Genomic DNA, 18,124 nt, shown 5'->3' with positions numbered 1-18,124 from the left:
ATGATGCTACTTGGGAGTGGGCAGATCGGGTCTGCACCGTGAGAGCCGGGCAACGCAGGCAGACAGCCTGAACGGTTCTCAAGGCGAGTAAATCAGAAGAAGGTTATGCGGGTACTGGCAGGATTCATCGTGAGGTGAAGCATTGCGAACATAATCAGGGCTGATTAACTAGCCGGCGCGCATTCTCTCCTCGAAATGTGTAAAAAGCAAACACTAATTGTGCGTTCACCCAGTCATTCCCTGTTTTTCACTGCCACGGGGATGGCAAAAGGGCTCCCGAGGGAGCCCTTTTCATTGCCGGTCAGGGACGGGCTCAGGCGTTGCCACAGGCCTTCTTGGCGGCGGTGATCATGGGGGTAATGGTCATGCCCTGTACCACGATGGAGAACATCACCACCGAGTAGGTCATCACCAGGATCACCTGGCGCAGATCGACGTTGTGTTCCGGGATCATCATGACACCGGATGGCAGTGCCAGGGCCATGGCCATGGCCAGGCCGCCACGCAGGCCGCCCCAAGTGAGGATGCGCACCGAGAAGGTGTTGTAGCTGCGGAACTTGCGGAACGCCACATAGGGCAGGGAGACGCTGATGAAGCGGGCGGCGAGGCAGAGCGGCACCGCGATGACCAGCAGGATCCAGTCGCGCCAGGCCAGATCCAGCAGCACCAGTGCCAGACCGATCAGCAGGAACAGCAGGGCGTTGAGGAACTGATCCATCAACTCCCAGAAGTGATCCAGGTGGTGCTGGCTCTGCTCGGAGAAGCCGGAATGACGGGTCCAGTTGCCGATCATGATGCCGGTCACCACCATGGCCAGGGCGCCGGAGACGCCGATCATGTTGGCGAAGGCGAAGCCCGCGGTCGGGATGCAGAGGGTCAGCAGCAGCTCCAGGGAGCCGTCGTCGGTGGCGCTGATCATCACGTGGGCGATGAGGCCCAGCACGGCCCCGAACAGGATGCCGCCGAGGGCCTCATGCAGGAACAGACCGGCCACGCTGCCGAAGGTGGGCTCCACGCCGCCAAAGGCCACGGCAAACACGGTGGCGAAGATGACCAGGCCGACCCCGTCGTTGAACAGGGATTCCCCCTCGATCTGGATGGCGATCTGGGGTGGCGCCTTCATCTTCTTGACGATGGCCAGTACGGCGATGGGGTCGGTGGGGGAGATCAGGGCACCGAACAGCATGCAGTAGACCAGCGGCAGCTCCCAGCCCAGCAGCCTGGCGATGAACCAGAAGCCGTAGCCGATGATGAAGGTGGAGAGCAGGGTCGCCACTATGGAGAGAATGGTGATCTCCCACTTCTGGCTGCGCAACGCCTTGAGGTTGATGCCAAGGCCACCGGCGAACAGCAGGAAGCCCAGGATCCCCTTCAGCAGGAAGTTCTGGAAGTCGATGCTCTCCATGGTCTTGATGGCGAGAGGCTCCAGATTGAACCAACCCAGTTTGCCAAACAGCACCAGCAGCGCGGAGATCAGCATGGAGCCCGCAGTGATGGCGATGGTGGTCTGGATCTTCACAACATACTGGTTGGCAAAGGCGATGAAGATCGCCAACGCTGCCAGGAAGCAGAGTGTGTAGTAGACGCTCATAGTTATTTTTCTCTTTGGTAAACAGCAAGCACGTATCCCTCTTGAGGACGGGCATAGGGTACTCCCGGGCTAGTGCCCGCTCATTACCTATTTATGGTTATATTTAATCGTCACCACGGACAGATAGACGGCTAGATTTCCATTTAATTTGATTGCTGCTAGGATGGGCATCACGCAGTTGCATGGATGTAAGGGGTACGAGCGGTGTCGAGCAGAGAGTTGAACAAGAAAGCGGATGTCACAACCAGGCTGGAAGCCTGTCTCAAGGAGCGGATCCTGATCATCGACGGGGCCATGGGCACCATGATCCAGGGTTACAAACTCGGTGAGGCGGACTATCGGGGGGAGCGGTTTGCCGACTGGCATACCGACATCAAGGGCAACAACGACCTGCTGGTGTTGAGCCGTCCCGCCGTCATTCGCGAGATCCACGACCAGTATTGTGCCGCCGGGGCCGATATCCTCGAGACCAACACCTTCAACGCCACCCGCATCGCCATGGCGGACTACGAGATGGAAGCGCTCTCGGCCGAGATAAACCGGGAGGCGGCCCGCCTGGCCCGCGCCGTGGCGGACGAGTGGACCGCCAAAGACCCGGCCAAGCCGCGCTTTGTGGCGGGGGTTCTGGGTCCCACCAACCGTACCGCCTCCATCTCGCCGGACGTGAACGATCCGGGCAAGCGCAACGTCACCTATGACGAGCTGGTGGCCGCCTACACCGAATCGACCCACGCCCTGATCGAGGGCGGTGCCGACATCATCCTGATCGAGACCATCTTCGACACCCTCAACGCCAAGGCGGCCGCCTTCGCGGTGGACCTGGTGTTTGAGGAGCTGGGTTACAGCCTGCCGGTGATGATCTCCGGCACCATCACGGACGCCTCCGGTCGTACCCTCTCGGGCCAGACCACCGAGGCCTTCTACCACTCCCTTCGCCACGTCAAACCGGTCTCCTTCGGCCTCAACTGTGCGCTGGGGCCGGACGAGCTGCGCCAGTACGTGGAGGAGCTGTCCCGCATCAGCGAGACCCATGTCAGCGCCCACCCCAACGCCGGTCTGCCCAATGCGTTTGGCGAGTACGATCTGGACGCGGTCGAGATGGCGGAGCATATCCGCGAGTGGGCCCAAAGCGGCTTCCTCAACCTGGTGGGCGGCTGCTGCGGCACCACCCCGACCCACATCCGCGCCATGGCTGACGCCGTGGCGGGCATCAAGCCCCGCGCCCTGCCGGATCTGCCGGTGGCCTGCCGGTTGTCGGGCCTGGAGCCTCTCATCATCACGGCGGACTCCATGTTCGTGAACGTGGGTGAGCGGACCAACGTCACCGGCTCGGCCAAGTTCAAGCGCTTGATAAAAGAGGGGCTCTACGACGAGGCGCTGGATGTGGCCAAGCAGCAGGTGGAAAACGGCGCCCAGATCATCGACATCAACATGGATGAGGGGATGCTGGATGCCGAGGCGGCCATGGTGCGCTTCCTGAACCTCATCGCCGGGGAACCGGACATCGCCCGGGTGCCGGTGATGATCGACTCCTCCAAGTGGGAGGTGCTGGAGGCGGGCCTCAAGTGCGTGCAGGGCAAGCCGGTGGTCAACTCCATCTCCATGAAGGAGGGGGAGGACAAATTCATCGAGCAGGCGAAACTGCTGCGCCGCTACGGCGCCGCCGTCATCGTCATGGCGTTCGACGAGGTGGGCCAGGCCGATACCCGGGCCCGCAAGTTCGAGATCTGCCAGCGCGCCTACCGCATTCTGGTGGACCGCGTCGGCTTCCCGCCGGAAGACATCATCTTCGACCCCAACATCTTCGCGGTGGCGACCGGCATCGACGAGCACAACAACTACGCGGTGGACTTCATCGAAGCGGTGAAGGACATCAAAACACACCTGCCCCACGCCATGATCTCCGGCGGCGTCTCCAACGTCTCCTTCTCCTTCCGTGGCAACGAGCCGGTGCGCGAAGCCATCCACGCTGTCTTCCTCTACCACGCCATCAGGAACGGCATGGACATGGGGATCGTCAACGCGGGCCAGCTTGCCATCTACGAAGACATCCCTGCCGAGCTCAAAGAGAAGGTCGAGGCGGTGGTGCTGAACCTCAACGACAACGCCACCGAGGCGCTGCTGGCCATCGCCGAGAAGTATCGCGGCGCGGGTGCCCAGGCGGAGGATCCGCGGGATCAGGAGTGGCGTAGCTGGCCGGTGGGCAAGCGGCTCGAACACGCCCTGGTCAAGGGGATCACCGACTTTATCGAGGAGGATACCGAGGAGGCGCGCGCCCAGGCCGAGAAGCCGCTGCACGTCATCGAGGGGCCGCTGATGGACGGCATGAACGTGGTGGGCGATCTGTTCGGCGCCGGCAAGATGTTCCTGCCCCAGGTGGTGAAGTCGGCCCGGGTGATGAAGCGGGCGGTGGCCTACCTGCAACCCTACATCGAGGCGGAGAAGTCCGGCGGTTCCAGCAACGGCAAAATCGTGCTGGCCACCGTCAAGGGTGACGTGCACGACATCGGCAAGAACATCGTCGGGGTGGTGCTCCAGTGCAACAACTTCGAGATCGTGGATCTCGGGGTCATGGTCTCCTGCGAGACCATCCTCAAGACGGCCCGGGAAGTGAACGCCGACATCATCGGCCTGTCGGGCCTCATCACTCCGTCCCTGGACGAGATGGTGCACGTGGCCAAAGAGATGGAGCGTCAGGGGTTCAAGCTGCCGCTGCTCATCGGCGGAGCCACCACTTCCAAGGCCCACACCGCGGTGAAGATAGAGCAGAACTACTCCGAGCCCGTGGTCTATGTCTCCAACGCCTCCCGCGCCGTGGGGGTGGCCCAGAGCCTGCTGAGCCCGGAGCTCAAGCCCGCCTTCGTCGCCCGCATCGACAAGGAGTACGAGATTGCCCGGGATCAGCATGCCCGCAAGCAGCCGCGCTCCAAGCCGGTTTCCCTGGCCCATGCTCGGGCCAACCGCCATCAGCTGGACTGGGTGGGCTATGAGCCCCCGGCGCCCCGGGAGCCCGGCGTGCAGACCTTCGAAAACGTGCCCATCTCGGTGCTGCGCCCCTACATCGACTGGACGCCGTTCTTCCTGAGCTGGGAGCTGGCGGGCAAGTTCCCCCGCATTCTGGAGGATGAAGTCGTGGGGGAGGAGGCGACGCGCCTCTACGCCGACGCCAACGCCATGCTGGACCAGCTGGAGAAGGATCAGAGCGTGCGCTGCGCCGGCATCGTCGGCCTGTTCCCCGCCAACGCCGTGGGGGACAGCATCGAGGTCTACACCGACGAGACCCGCACCCAGGTGCGCAAGGTGCTGCACCACCTACGCCAGCAGAGCGAGAAGCAGGGCTTCCCCAACTACTGTCTGGCGGACTATGTGGCGCCGAAAGAGAGCGGCAAGCCCGACTGGATCGGCGCCTTCGCGGTGACCGGCGGCATCGGCGAGGAGGCCATCGCCAAGGCCTACAAGGCGGACCACGACGACTACAACGCCATCCTCATCCAGGCGGTGTGCGATCGCCTCGCCGAGGCCTTTGCCGAATACCTCCACGAGCAGGTGCGCAAAGTGCACTGGGGCTATGCCCCGGACGAGGCGCTCAGCAACGAGGAACTGATTCGCGAAAATTACCAGGGGATACGTCCGGCGCCGGGCTACCCGGCCTGCCCGGAGCACACCGAGAAGGGGAGCATCTGGGAGCTGCTGGACGTGGAGCAGGCCATCGGCATGCAGCTTACCGAGTCCTACGCCATGTGGCCGGGGGCGGCGGTATCCGGCTGGTACTTCTCCCACCCTGAGAGCAAATACTTCGCCGTGGCCCAGATCCAGCAGGATCAGGTGGAAGACTACGCCATGCGCAAGGGGATGACCCTGGCAGAGGCCGAACGCTGGCTGGGGCCCAACCTGCATTGATCCCCGTCTGCCCCGCCTCACACGGTGCGGGGCAGACGCCGGGTACGCACGCCATATCGAGGTTGCCATGAAGATTGGATTTGTCGGTCTGGGGGCTGTGGTGCAGACAGCCTATCTGCCTGCACTCGCCGCACTGGCGGAAAATCCCAAGATATGGGGTTTTGATCCCGCCATCACCCTGCCCGGCGTCATGTCTGCGCCGACCCTGGAAGCCCTGCTGGCCGAACCCCTAGATCGGCTGGTGATCGCCACGCCTTCCCTGCTGCATCTGCCCGTGTTGGAGCAGGCACTGGCCAGCACCATTCCCCTCATCCTGGTGGAGAAACCCGTGGTGGCCACCCTGGCCCAGCGCGATCGCCTGCGCGCCCTGCTGGCGGACCCCGAGGTCGCAGCCAGGGTGCTGGCGCTGGATCACTGGATGGCCCGCAATGCCGTCCAGCAGTTGCTGCTGAGCGGCAAACTGGATGAAGGCTAGCAGCCTCGGGAATCAGACGGCGCCGGGGGCGGGCTGGCCACCCTCGCCGATATCAGCGCGGTGGAGGGCTTTTTGCTGGAACCCTGCGGCCTGGACGAGGCGGGGGAGCCCTATGCCCTCAACTTCGCCACAGGGGAGCCGGATCGGCGGGTCCTGCGCCATCCAGACGGGGTGATCCTCGACATCGGCACCCATCTGCTGGCGATGATCCGGGAGCTGCTGGTGGCCCTGGGTGGGGACGACCGCCTGCACCTGATCGCGGAGGGCGTCTGCGACCGGCTGGGGCAGCCCATCCGGCGCGGGGATCTGGAGACCGCCGAGGGGCGGGCCTGCCTGCGCGGCGAGGCGGCAGGGGTGCCCCTGACCCTCTGGCTCGACAAGTATGCCGGTCCCGGGGTGGAGAAGAAGGGGCTTTGCCTGCACTTCAAAGACGGGCGGCGCATCGAGCTGCTTCGCCGCGGCAACCTGGAGTGGCTGCACCATCACGACGTCGACGGGATGCGGGGCTGGCAACATGAGGGGCCCCTCTATCGCCACTGTATCGCCCAGACCCTGCTGGCCCCCGTGCCTTTGGGAGGCTGGGCCGGCACCACGGCGCGCCGTTTGCAGGAGGTCGCCCTGCTGCTTGAGTTGCAACAAGGGCTGCGCGGCCCCCATTGACGTCGCTGGCGCCATCGGACATGAGGGCTGGTGGCTGGCGCCGTCTTGCAGAGCGGTCCCTGGCTTTGGTCCGTTCTTGAGTGCGGCACCCTCGGTTTTTGCCCGTTCTTGCAGAACCGCGCATGGTGAGGGGAAAGGATTGGCGTTGCCAGTCGTTCATGGCACCTTATACTCTCCAGTCCGATTATCAGGTCTGCCATTTCCATGAATATTGCCATTTTATCCCGTGAGCCCAACAACTATTCCACCCGCCGTCTGGTCGAGGTGGCCCGGGCCCGTGGGCATCAGGTCGAGGTGCTCGACACCCTGCGCTGCTACATGAACATCGCCTCCCACAGCCCCTCCATCCATTACGAAGGACGGGAGCTGGAGAGCTATGACGCCGTGATCCCGCGCATCGGTGCCAGCATCACCTTCTATGGCACCGCCGTGCTGCGCCAGTTCGAGATGATGAGCACCATGGCCCTCAACAGCTCGGTGGCCATCTCCCGCTCCCGGGACAAGCTGCGCGCCATGCAGCTGCTCTCCCGTCACGGCATCGGCCTGCCGGTGACCGGCTATGCCCACAGCACCCACGACGTACCGGATCTCATCACCATGGTGGGGGGCGCCCCCCTGGTGGTGAAACTGCTGGAGGGCACCCAGGGGATTGGCGTGGTGCTGTGCGAGACCCAGAAGGCCGCCGAGAGCGTCATCGAGGCCTTTATCCAGACCAACAACAACATCCTGGTGCAGGAGTACATCCGCGAGGCCAACGGCGCCGATATCCGCTGCCTGGTGGTCAACGGCAAGGTGGTGGCCGCCATGCGCCGCCAGGCCCAGCCGGGGGAGTTTCGCTCCAACTTGCACCGGGGCGGCACCGCCGAAGCCATCAAGATCACGCCGGAAGAGCGTGCCACCGCCGTGCAGGCCGCCAAGATCATGGGGCTGGACGTGGCCGGGGTGGATATTCTGCGTAGCGCCCGCGGCCCGCTGGTGCTGGAGGTGAACTCCTCCCCCGGCCTGCAAGGGGTGGAAGCCGCCTCCGGCAAGGACGTGGCGGGCAAGATCATCGAGTTCCTCGAGCTCAAGGCGAGCCGCAAGCACAAGCCGGCGGAATGAGTCCCAAACGAGTGTCAGACAGGTAAACACAGGGCGCCCTCGGGCGCCTTGTTGCTATCTGGGGGGGCTGGAAGGCAGCGGGCTTGCCGGGAAGTGTCTCCCTTCTCCCACTCTGTTGAACAGCCGGGAAGAAGGGCCGGGAATGAGGGGGTTATGCCGCCCCGGGGGCGCCGGGGATCATCACCAGCCGGGCGCTGAAGACCCCCTCCACCAGATGGGTCTCAATCTGCCAGCCCAGCTTCTCGCAGATGCGCTGGATGATGGTGAGGCCGCAGCCGTAGCCGAGGATCTGATCCGGCGCGGCGGCGGTGGGGTTGCTGATGGTGAGCACCTGCTCATGCAGGGTGATCTCGATGTGGCCCTCGGCGTAGCTCAGGGCGTTTTTCAAGAGGTTGCCGAGGGCGATGGCGAGCAGGGAGAGGGGGGCCTGCACCTCGCTCTCCTCGTCCAGTTGCAGGCGAATGTCCAGCGTCTCCCGTTGCAGCAGGGGGGCGAGGCGGGTCAGCTCCCGGCGAATGAGCGGCGCCACCTGCTGGGGCGGGCGCTCCACGGCCTCCTTGCGTCCCAGCAGCAGGAAGGTTTCCGTGAGCAGGGCCATCTCGTCGGCGGCGGTGCGGATGCGGCTGACGGCACGGGCTGCCGGGGCGGTCAGGTCATTCACCTTGCCGAGCAGGGCCGCGGATCCCTGGATCACCATGTTGGGGGTGCGCAGCTCGTGGCTGGCAAAGCGGCTGAACTCCTGTTCACGGGCAAACACGGCGGCTACCTCGTGCTTGCCCGCCAGCAGCGCCTGCTCTATCTCTCGCAGCTCCTGCCAGGGGGCATCGGGCACGAAGTCCCCCTGATCCGGGGTGAGGTGGGCGACCCGCTGGCGCAGCCGCTCCAGCGGCCTGGTGATGTGACGCACCAGCCAGATGCCGAAGGCGAGGCTCCCCAGCAGCAGGGCCAGACCGATGAGGCGGGTCACCAGATGCAGCTTGGCTTCGTAAGGGTCGAGGTAGTCGTCCGCATCGTCGTTGAACACCAGATAGAGCAGCCCCTGACCCGAGGGGTGGGCGCGTACCAGGAAGTGCTTGTCCTCCCGGCCCAGCTGATGCTCGAAGAAGCCGGGGCTCTGGTAGGCCTTGAGCCAGGCGGGCAGGCGGCCCGCCTCTGTCCAGTAGCTGGAGAACTGGCGCGGGCTGGGGGCGGGGGCAGCCATGCCGAGGCGCAACCAGTCGTCGTCATAGCGGGTTGCCTCCGCCTCCAGCCAGTGGCGCAGGCTCAGCTCCTCCATCTTGTTCTCGGCCACCACCATCAGCAGGCTCAGGATCACCAGCAGCAGCAGACCTGCCCCTCCCAGCGCCAGCACCAGGCGCCGGCGCAGGCTCGGCAGACCGGAGGCAAGGGGCGGCGTCGGGTTCGTCATGGGGTCACCAGCCGGTAGCCCTGGCCGTGCAGGGTCTCCAGCATGGGGGTGGGGAAGGACTTGTCGAGGACATTGCGCAGGGCATAGATGTGGCTGCGCAGGGCGTCGGAGTCGGGCTCCTCGTCGCCCCAGACGGTGTCGAGCACCTCCTGGCGCGTCACCAGCTGGGGCGCGCGCTTCACCAGCAGGGTGAGGATCTGGAACGGGATCTTGCCGAGTTTGAGCTCCACCCCGGCGCGGGTGGCGCGGCCGCTGGCGGGATCCACCGTCAGATCGCCAAAGCAGAGCACGCCCATGTCCCCTCTGGGGCCACGCAGGCTGAGGGCCTCCAGGCGCACCTCCAGCTCCTCCATGGCGAACGGCTTGACCAGATAGTCGTCGCTCCCCGCCCGAAAGCCTGCCAGCTTGTCCTCCAGGCTGTCACGGGCGGTGAGAAAGAGCACCGGGGTCGCGATGCCGTCCGCACGCAGCCGCTCCACGGTACGCAGGCCGTCTAGGCGCGGCATCATGACGTCCATGATGATGACGTCGAAGCGCTGCTCGGCGAGCAGTTGCAGGGCGGCCTGGCCGTGATAGGCGCAATCCACCCTGTGCCCGGCCAGCGCCAGATAGTCCATGATGGTCTCCGCCACCTGGGGACTGTCTTCCACCACCAGTATTTTCATGCTCTGATCTCCTGGTCTGTGCCGCTATTTCACGGCCATTTCACACCGGATGGGTCATCCTGTGTGCCAGTGTAACCCCGAGGATCCCCGATGAAGAAGTCTCTCTGCGCCTTCTGGTTATTGATTCTATTGCCTTTTGGTCTGGTGCAGGCGGCCGAGTTCAAGCTCACGGGCCGCACCACCTGGCAGCTTGGCCAGTTGATGGTCAACGGCATTCCCTTCGTGATCGATGAGCGCACCCGCTTCAAGGATGGCCTGGATGAGGACGATCTCGGCGGGACCTGGGTCGATCTGGAAGGGGTCGTGCAGGAGACGGCGGCAGGGGCGCGGCGGCTCGTTCGCGAGGTGGAGGCGCTGGAAGAGGAGGACGAGATGGAACTGGAAGGGCCGGTGGAAGGTGGAAGGATCTGGGGCTATGTCACCTCGGATGGGAGCCTCTCCCCGTTCGAGGGACGCTGGCTGGAGCTGGAGTGCAAGTTTGACGGCATGCGCCTGAGCCAGTGCCGGGAGGATGACTGACCGGTCAGGGCGGACCGGGAAAAATTGCCCGTCCGGGGCCATAGTTAAACCTCACCCCGTGACCCCGGACCGCCTGCCATGACCCGAACCGCACTCTGCCTGCTGCTGTTGCCCTTCTGCACCCTTGCCGACGACGCCGAGCTCTGGCTGGTGGAGCTGGAGCACAACGACGGGGTGCGCCTGCAATTCCAGGGGGCTGAGCTGGAGCTCGGCAGTGCCGAACTGCACGGCGTGGCGCAGCCGGACGGGCTCGTGCCCGGCATGCACCTCGCGATCCAGAGCCGCTACGGCGTCGCCGAGACGATCCGGGTGCTCGACGGGGCGCCGGATCCGGCGCTCGGGGCCAACTGGCGGCGGGCGGAGGATCGACTGCTCACCCACAATCAGCAGGCATTGCTGCTACAGGAACTCGGCGTGCTGGTGTTTGATGCTGACACTCGCTGGATCAACGGCAGCGCCGCCGATCTGCAACCGGGTCGCCGCCTGGTGCTGAGCCGGGATGAAGAGGGCCGCCTCACCGATATCCTCATTCCCGACCCCGAGGATCCCCTCGACGCCGAAGAGTGAGGCCTCTCTCTCTTTCCCCTTGTTAATGGCTTGTACTTTAAATTTCCCCACTTATACTGGCGCACATCTTGTCGGAGTGCTGACCGTCGAACGACGCTAAGCTGAGACCGTTAATTCGGGATCCGTGGAACCTGATCAGGTTAAGACCTGCGAAGGGAAACAAGGGTAACTTGCGGGTTACCGCGCCGGGGAAGAAGCATCTTCCCGCCAGCCAGAGGCAGATCGCCTCTGGCCGCTACAGGCGCACAGGGGGAGGCTGTCCCATCCGGTTGTCCATAGGGCGCCGGCTCTCCTGTCAGGGAGAGAGGGTCAGCAGGGTTGGACTGGGAAGAGAGACCCCATCGCCCACTCCCCCCAGCACACCCCGCCGCAAGTTCATCTTCTCCTCGAACTCCAGACAAGCAAACACCCATAACTTCACCCAGTTAATGTGAGTTTTGCTATGTCTACCAATGTTTCTGATACCACCAAATCCAGCCGCCGCGAGCAGCGCTCCAGCGCCCAGACCTTTATCGACAACCTGAAGGGGATGGCTCACCCCAATTCCCGCCGTATCTTTATCCAGGGTTCTCGCCCCGACATCCGTGTGCCTCTGCGGGAGATCCAGTTGGCCGACACCTTCGTCGGCGGCACCAAGGAGGCTCCCCAGTTCGAGCCCAACGAGCCGGTGCCGGTTTACGATACCTCGGGCCCCTATGGGGAAGAGGCCGCCCCCATCGACGTGCGCCGCGGTCTGCCGCGCCTGCGCGAAGCCTGGGTGCTGGAGCGTGCTGACACCGACGCGCTGGACGGGCTGAGCTCCACCTTCACTCAGGAGCGGCTGGCGGACGAGGGGCTGGATCACCTGCGTTTCGAACATTTGCCGAGCGCCCGCCGCGCCAAGCCGGGCCGCCGGGTCACCCAGCTGCACTATGCCCGCCAAGGCATCGTCACCCCCGAGATGGAATTTATCGCCATCCGCGAGAACATGGGCCGCGAGCGAGTGCGCTCCGAGCTCCTGCGCACCCAGCATCCGGGTCAGGGCTTTGGCGCCAGACTGCCCCAGAACATCACCCCCGAGTTCGTGCGCGATGAAGTGGCCGCCGGTCGCGCCATCATCCCCAGCAACATCAACCACCCGGAAGCGGAGCCCATGATCATCGGCCGCAACTTCCTGGTGAAGATCAACGCCAACATCGGCAACTCGGCGGTCACTTCCAGCATCGAAGAGGAAGTGGAGAAGCTGGTCTGGTCCACCCGCTGGGGCGCCGACACCGTGATGGATCTCTCCACCGGCCGCTACATCCACGAGACCCGCGAGTGGATCCTGCGCAACAGCCCGGTGCCCATCGGCACCGTGCCTATCTATCAGGCGCTGGAGAAGACCAACGGCATCGCTGAAGACCTCACCTGGGAGCTGTTCCGCGACACCCTGCTGGAGCAGGCCGAGCAGGGGGTGGACTACTTCACCATCCACGCCGGCGTCTTGCTGCGCTTCGTGCCCATGACTGCCAAGCGCCTTACCGGCATCGTTTCGCGCGGTGGCAGCATCATGGCCAAGTGGTGCCTGTCGCACCACAAGGAGAACTTCCTCTATGAGCACTTCCGCGAGATCTGCGAGATCTGCGCCGCCTACGACGTGAGCTTGTCGCTGGGTGACGGTCTGCGTCCGGGCTCCGTCTATGACGCCAACGACGAGGCCCAGTTCGCCGAGCTGCGCACCCTGGGCGAGCTCACCAAAATTGCCTGGGAATACGACGTGCAGGTGATGATCGAGGGGCCTGGTCACGTGCCCATGCACATGATCGAGCGCAACATGACCGAGCAGCTCGAGCACTGCCACGAGGCGCCCTTCTATACCCTGGGCCCGCTCACCACCGACATTGCCCCGGGGTACGATCACTTCACCTCCGGCATCGGCGCCGCGCTCATCGGCTGGTACGGCTGCGCCATGCTCTGCTACGTGACCCCCAAGGAACACCTGGGCCTGCCCAACAAGGAGGACGTGAAACAGGGGCTCATCACCTACAAGATCGCCGCCCACGCCGCCGATCTGGCCAAGGGCCACCCGGGCGCCCAGATCCGCGACAACGCCATGTCCAAGGCGCGCTTCGAGTTCCGCTGGGAGGATCAGTTCAACCTGGCCCTGGATCCCGACACCGCCCGCGCCTACCACGACGAGACCCTGCCTCAGGAGTCCGGCAAGGTGGCCCACTTCTGCTCCATGTGCGGGCCCAAGTTCTGCTCCATGAAGATCACCCAGGACGTGCGCGACTATGCCGCCAAGCTGGAAGCCGTAGAGATAAAGCTGGTCGGCATGGACGGTCAGCAGGAGCGGGTGGTGGCCGAGGTGGAGAGCGGCATGGCCCGCATGGCAGAAACCTTCAAGGAGACCGGCGGCGAGATCTACCATCAGGCGGCGACCCTGAAGCAGGCCGCAGGGGAGGAGGCGTGAGCAGCGAGCGCGGGGCTGTCAGCCCCGCCGACATGTCGCCTGTGACGCAGGCCCGCCCCGTGGTCTGGACCATCGCCGGGTCCGACTCCGGCGGCGGGGCCGGCATTCAGGCCGACTTGCACACGATGCATGACCTCGGCGTGCACGGCTGCTCCGTCATCTCCGCCATCACGGCCCAGAACTCGGTGGCGGTGAAGATGGTCGACCCCGTGCTGATGCAGACCTTCGCCGCCCAGATCGATGCCCTGGGGCTGGATCTGCCACCCGCCGCCATCAAGATCGGCCTGCTGCCGACCCGGCTGCACGTGGAGGTGCTGGCACGCAGGTTGTCGACCGTCGAGGCTCCCTTCGTGGTCTACGACCCGGTGGCCATCGCCAGCACCGGCACCCCCATGGCGGAGCCCGGCATGCTGGTGGCGGTGCGCGAGCACCTGCTGCCGCGCCTCTCCTTGATCACCCCCAACGGTCCCGAGCTGGAAGCCCTGACCGGCCTGCCCGCCACCAGTCCCGAGCTGGTGCGCCTCGCCGCCCGGCGGCTGCGCGAACTCGGCGCCCGTGCCGTGCTGGTCAAGGGGGGCCACCTTGAATGGGGCGGGGATCTCTGCCTCGACTACTACCAGGACGAGAGCCGCGAATTCTGGCTCGCCGCGCCGCGCCTCGATACCCGCCACGGTCACGGCACCGGTTGCGCTTACGCCAGCGCCATCGCCGCCGTGGTGGCGCAGGACTATCCGGTGGAGGACGCCATCACCCTGGCGCGCGCCTACCTGCAACAGGGCTTGGCGGCGGCGCAAGGGGTGGGGGCAGGCCCGGGGCCCATCGCCCATCTCGGCTGGCCTGCCGATCTTGCCCACTTCCCCCGTGCCGTGCTGGCGGGCTCACCGCTCGATCGCCGCTTTGGATTGTATGAAGCGAGCAGCGCCCGTCTGCCGCAGGGCCCCTTTGCGCCGACCGAACACAACCTCGGCCTCTATCCGGTGGTGGACTCGGTCAAGTGGCTCAAGCGTCTGCTGGGGGTCGGGGTCAAGACCATCCAGCTGCGGATCAAGAATCTGCCCGCCACAGAGGTGGCTCCGGCCATTCGTGATGCGGTAGCGCTGGGTCACCATCATGGGGCGCGGCTCTTTATCAACGACTACTGGCAGCAGGCCATCGAGGCGGGCGCCTGGGGCGTGCATCTGGGGCAGGAGGATATGGAGACCGCCGATCTCGCCGCCATTCAGGCGGCGGGGCTGCGCCTTGGCATCTCCACCCACGGCTACTTCGAGCTGATGCGGGCCCGCGAGCTTGCCCCCTCCTATATCGCGCTGGGCCATATCTTCCCGACCAACACCAAGGCGATGCCTTCGCGCCCCCAGGGGCTGGCGCGGCTGCACCACTACCGCGCCCTGATGGCGCAGTGGCCCACGGTGGCCATCGGTGGCATCAGCGAGGAGCGGGTGGCGGCGGTCAAGGCAAGCGGGGTCGGCAGCATTGCGCTGGTCTCGGCCATCACGGCGAGCGATGACTGGCAGGGGGCGACCGAGCGGCTGCTCGCTGCCGTGGGGGCGGGGGATGAGCCGCGCTCGGCCAGCGTGATACGGGAGGCAGAACATGCGCTCTGATGCCGATTCTCTTAGTGACAAAGAGTACCTGCGATACGGCCGCCAGCTGATGCTGGCGGAAATTGGGGAAGCCGGTCAGGCGCGGCTGAAGGATAAGTCCGTGCTGATCGTGGGCCTCGGCGGGCTCGGCTCGCCGCTCGCCCTCTATCTGGCGGGGGCCGGGGTGGGCACTTTGTGGCTGGCCGATGGCGATACGGTGGACTCCAGCAATCTGCCGCGCCAGATCCTGTTCGATAGCGAGGCGGTCAACCACTCCAAGGCGGAGCTGGCCCGCGAGCGCTTGGCCGCCCACAACCCGCTGGTGGAGCTGATTGCCATCAATCAGCGACTCGATGCCGCCAGCCTGCCGGGGTTTGTGACCGAGGTGGATCTGGTGATCGACTGCTGCGACAACCTCGCCACCCGCCAGGCCATCAACGCCGCCTGCGTGGCCCAGGGCAAGCCCTGGATCTGTGCCGCCGCAGTGGGCTGGCAGGGGCAGCTGATGGTGCGCACCAGCAGCGATCACGCCTGCTACGCCTGCCTCTATCCGCTGGATACCGAGATCAGGGAAAGCTGCGAGACCAGCGGTGTCACCGGCCCGCTGGTGGGGGTGATGGGCTCTTTGCAGGCGCTGGAGGCACTGAAACTGCTGCTCGGGATGCCGAGCCCGGTGGCGGGCACATTGCGCCGGTTCGATGCGTTGACCCATCAGTGGCAGACCCTCACGCTGGCTCCCGATCCCGATTGCCCGGTCTGCGGCAGCACCCACCCGGCCCTGGAGAATTAACCATGAAGATCCGATTGAACGATATCGAGCTGACGCTGCCCACCGGCCAGCGCCTGACTGAGCTGCTGGCGGTGCAGGAGATTTCCCCTCAGGGGGTAGCGGTGGCCCTTAACGGCGCCGTGCTGCCCCGTAGCCGCTGGGCCGAGACCCGTCTCAATGACGGGGACGAACTCCACCTCTTCACCGCCATTGCGGGAGGCTGATCCATGATGCTCGCAGTCCCATCTTCGCGTGCTCTGCCTTGCGGCGGGGCCTCATCTCTTCTTATCGCAGTGGCCGGAGGCTGACATGCTCAAGATTGCCGATCACACCTTCTCTTCGCGCCTCTTCACCGGCACCGGCAAGTTTGCCCGCCCGGAACTGATGGCCGCCGCCATCGAGGCGAGTGGCTCCCAGCTGGTCACCATGGCCATCAAGCGGCTCGAACCGGGCAAGGCCCACGACGATATCCTCACGCCCCTTCGGCAACTCGGGATCAAGCTGCTGCCCAACACCTCGGGGGCCAAGACCGCCGCCGAGGCGGTGTTTGCCGCCCACCTGGCCCGCGAGGCGCTGGGAACGAACTGGCTCAAGCTCGAGATCCACCCCGACCCGCGCTACCTGCTGCCAGACCCCATCGAGACGCTCAAAGCCGCGGAGCAGCTGGTGAAAGAGGGCTTTGTGGTGCTGCCCTACTGCGGTGCCGACCCCGTGCTGTGCAAGCGGCTTGAAGAGGTGGGTTGCGCCGCCGTGATGCCGCTGGGTGCGCCCATCGGTTCCAATCAGGGGCTGGTGACCCGGGAGTTTCTCTCCATCATCGTCGAGCAGGCCAATGTGCCCGTGGTGGTGGATGCGGGCATAGGGGCGCCGAGCCATGCGGCCGCCGCCTTTGAGCTGGGGGCCGATGCCGTGCTGGTCAACACCGCCATCGCGGTGAGCGGCGACCCGATCGCCATGGGCCGCGCCTTTGCGCTGGCCTGCACTGCCGGGCGCAGCGCCTATGAGGCGGGCCTCGGCGCCCGCGCCCTGCAGGCGCAAGCCTCCAGCCCGCTTACCGATTTTCTGGGGGCGTTATGAGTCAGCATGCCAATGACCCCACCCCGACCCTCCCCTTGCCAGGGGAGGGAGTGTCGACTTCGCCCTCTTGTGAAGTAGGAGATCGGGGGGGCGGATTAACACCTCCCCCTTGTGAAGGGGGAGGCCGGGAGGGGGTTGAGAGAAAGTCGGAGAGTTTTCTCGATAGATGGCAGGAGCTGGAGTGGGACGATATCGGCATGCAGATCCGCGCCAAGACCGCCGCCGATGTAGAGCGGGCGCTGACTACCTCCCGCCGCACCCTGGCCGACTTTATGGCGCTGATCTCCCCGGCCGCCGAGGCGTATTTGCCGCAGATGGCAGCCGAGGCCGAGCGGCTGACCCGCCAGCGTTTTGGCAACACCATCGGCTTCTATGTGCCGCTCTATCTGTCGAACCTCTGTGCCAACGACTGCACCTACTGCGGCTTCTCCATGAGCAACCGCCTCAAGCGCAAGACCTTGAATAGCGAGGAGATTGAGCGCGAGTGTCTGGCCATCAAGGCGCGCGGCTTTGACAGCGTGCTGCTGGTGACCGGCGAGCACGAGCACAAGGTGGGGCTCGCCTATTTTCGGCAGGTGTTGCCCATCATCCGCCGTCACTTCAGCACGGTGGGGATGGAGGTGCAGCCCCTCTCGCAAGCCGAATACGCCGAGCTCAAGACCCTCGGCCTCGATTCGGTCATGGTCTATCAGGAGACCTACCACGCCCCCACCTATGCCCGCCATCACCTGCGCGGCAACAAGCAGGACATCGCATGGCGCCTCGCCACGCCGGATCGGCTCGGCCGTGCCGGTATCGACAAGATCGGGTTGGGGGCGCTGATCGGTCTCTCCTCGGACTGGCGCGCCGACAGCTACTTTGTCGCCGAGCACCTCGCCTGGCTGGAGCGCCACCACTGGCAGAGCCGCTACTCCCTCTCCTTCCCGCGCCTGCGCCCCTGCACCGGCGGGCTGGAGCCTGCCGTGGTCATGTCGGATCGCCAGCTGGCCCAACTTATCTGCGCCTGGCGCCTCTTCTCGCCCACGCTGGAGTTGTCCCTCTCCACCCGCGAGTCGGCTACGTTTCGCAACGGCGCGGTGCGCCTTGGCATCACCCAGATGTCGGCCGAATCGCGCACCCAGCCGGGGGGCTATGCCGAGGGGGATGCAGAGGAGCTGGAGCAGTTCGCCATCCACGACGACCGCCCGGTGGGGGAAGTGGCCGCTGTCGTGCGACAGGCGGGGTTGCAGCCGGTGTTCAAGGATTGGGAGCCCTTCCTGGGCCGATAGGGGCGGCCACGCCCCCCTTTACCGGCGGCGCCCGGTATAACGATTGGGCGCCGTTCGGCCACACACCTTGCTGGTGGCGACCCTTTGGCTCCCTCCCCTGCGAAGGG

Annotated in this window: 15 protein-coding genes and 1 riboswitch; of the genes, 12 read left to right on the top strand and 3 right to left on the bottom strand. The window is 65.3% G+C overall.

Annotated elements, in window-relative coordinates; translation table 11 throughout:
- Positions 1-313: 313 nt before the first annotated feature.
- Positions 314-1,591, bottom strand: a complete 1,278-nt coding sequence (locus HKD46_RS04810; protein WP_171864973.1) for a sodium:proton antiporter — start codon at positions 1,589-1,591, stop codon at positions 314-316.
- A gap of 204 nt (positions 1,592-1,795) precedes the next feature.
- Here HKD46_RS04810 and metH point away from each other — a divergent pair, with 204 nt between their 5' ends.
- From metH to rimK, 4 genes are all read left to right on the top strand, one after another.
- Entirely contained in the window at positions 1,796-5,491 is a 3,696-nt protein-coding gene (gene metH, locus HKD46_RS04805) for a methionine synthase (RefSeq protein WP_171864972.1), read from the top strand.
- Positions 5,492-5,558: 67 nt separating this feature from the next.
- A complete protein-coding gene (locus HKD46_RS21170; RefSeq protein ID WP_221413903.1) occupies positions 5,559-5,966 on the top strand; it encodes a Gfo/Idh/MocA family oxidoreductase in 408 nt (135 codons plus the stop codon).
- Positions 5,967-6,038: 72 nt separating this feature from the next.
- Positions 6,039-6,626 (top strand): hypothetical protein, encoded by a 588-nt coding sequence (locus tag HKD46_RS21165; RefSeq protein WP_221413902.1) that lies wholly within the window; start codon positions 6,039-6,041, stop codon positions 6,624-6,626.
- Positions 6,627-6,830: 204 nt separating this feature from the next.
- On the top strand, positions 6,831-7,727 hold the full coding sequence (rimK, locus tag HKD46_RS04795) for a 30S ribosomal protein S6--L-glutamate ligase (protein ID WP_010672657.1): 897 nt from the start codon (positions 6,831-6,833) through the stop codon (positions 7,725-7,727).
- Between the two features lie 151 nt (positions 7,728-7,878).
- Here rimK and HKD46_RS04790 read toward each other — a convergent pair whose 3' ends face one another.
- Positions 7,879-9,135 (bottom strand): HAMP domain-containing sensor histidine kinase, encoded by a 1,257-nt coding sequence (locus HKD46_RS04790; protein ID WP_171864971.1) that lies wholly within the window; start codon positions 9,133-9,135, stop codon positions 7,879-7,881.
- Complete coding sequence (locus HKD46_RS04785; protein ID WP_171864970.1) at positions 9,132-9,800, bottom strand: response regulator transcription factor; 669 nt, start codon at positions 9,798-9,800, stop codon at positions 9,132-9,134. Before HKD46_RS04785 ends, HKD46_RS04790 begins: the two co-directional genes overlap by 4 nt.
- 90 nt (positions 9,801-9,890) lie before the next feature.
- On the opposite strand from HKD46_RS04785, the gene HKD46_RS04780 reads away from it, so the two are divergent.
- The 8 genes from HKD46_RS04780 to thiH all read left to right on the top strand — a co-directional run bounded on the left by HKD46_RS04780 (position 9,891) and on the right by thiH (position 18,017).
- A complete protein-coding gene (locus HKD46_RS04780; RefSeq protein WP_029313554.1) occupies positions 9,891-10,319 on the top strand; it encodes a hypothetical protein in 429 nt (142 codons plus the stop codon).
- Positions 10,320-10,397: 78 nt separating this feature from the next.
- Complete coding sequence (locus tag HKD46_RS04775) at positions 10,398-10,886, top strand: hypothetical protein (RefSeq protein ID WP_052815863.1); 489 nt, start codon at positions 10,398-10,400, stop codon at positions 10,884-10,886.
- Between the two features lie 62 nt (positions 10,887-10,948).
- Positions 10,949-11,062, top strand: a riboswitch (TPP riboswitch).
- 266 nt (positions 11,063-11,328) lie between these two features.
- Positions 11,329-13,320 (top strand): phosphomethylpyrimidine synthase ThiC, encoded by a 1,992-nt coding sequence (thiC, locus tag HKD46_RS04770; protein WP_069785503.1) that lies wholly within the window; start codon positions 11,329-11,331, stop codon positions 13,318-13,320.
- Positions 13,317-14,924 carry a thiamine phosphate synthase gene (gene thiE / locus HKD46_RS04765; RefSeq protein WP_171864969.1) on the top strand — a complete coding sequence of 536 codons (1,608 nt, stop codon included), beginning with the start codon at positions 13,317-13,319 and terminating at the stop codon, positions 14,922-14,924. Before thiC ends, thiE begins: the two co-directional genes overlap by 4 nt.
- The gene (locus HKD46_RS04760) at positions 14,914-15,693 is read left to right on the top strand and encodes a HesA/MoeB/ThiF family protein (RefSeq protein WP_171864968.1); all 780 of its coding nucleotides are present in this window, start codon (positions 14,914-14,916) and stop codon (positions 15,691-15,693) included. Before thiE ends, HKD46_RS04760 begins: the two co-directional genes overlap by 11 nt.
- Before the next feature lie 2 nt (positions 15,694-15,695).
- A complete protein-coding gene (gene thiS, locus HKD46_RS04755) occupies positions 15,696-15,896 on the top strand; it encodes a sulfur carrier protein ThiS (RefSeq protein ID WP_151027582.1) in 201 nt (66 codons plus the stop codon).
- An 85-nt stretch (positions 15,897-15,981) separates the two neighbouring features.
- Positions 15,982-16,749, top strand: coding sequence for a thiazole synthase (locus HKD46_RS04750; RefSeq protein WP_103858548.1), 768 nt, complete (start codon positions 15,982-15,984; stop codon positions 16,747-16,749).
- Complete coding sequence (thiH, locus tag HKD46_RS04745) at positions 16,746-18,017, top strand: 2-iminoacetate synthase ThiH (RefSeq protein WP_125117046.1); 1,272 nt, start codon at positions 16,746-16,748, stop codon at positions 18,015-18,017. The genes HKD46_RS04750 and thiH overlap by 4 nt, the downstream gene beginning before the upstream one ends.
- The last annotated feature ends 107 nt before the right edge of the window (positions 18,018-18,124 follow it).

It is taken from the genome of Aeromonas sp. TW 6, from assembly GCF_013168745.1.
GTDB classification, from domain to species: domain Bacteria; phylum Pseudomonadota; class Gammaproteobacteria; order Enterobacterales; family Aeromonadaceae; genus Aeromonas; species Aeromonas caviae.
The sequence above is the reverse complement of the archived record's forward strand: the minus strand, read 5'-3'. Positions and strand labels throughout refer to the sequence as shown.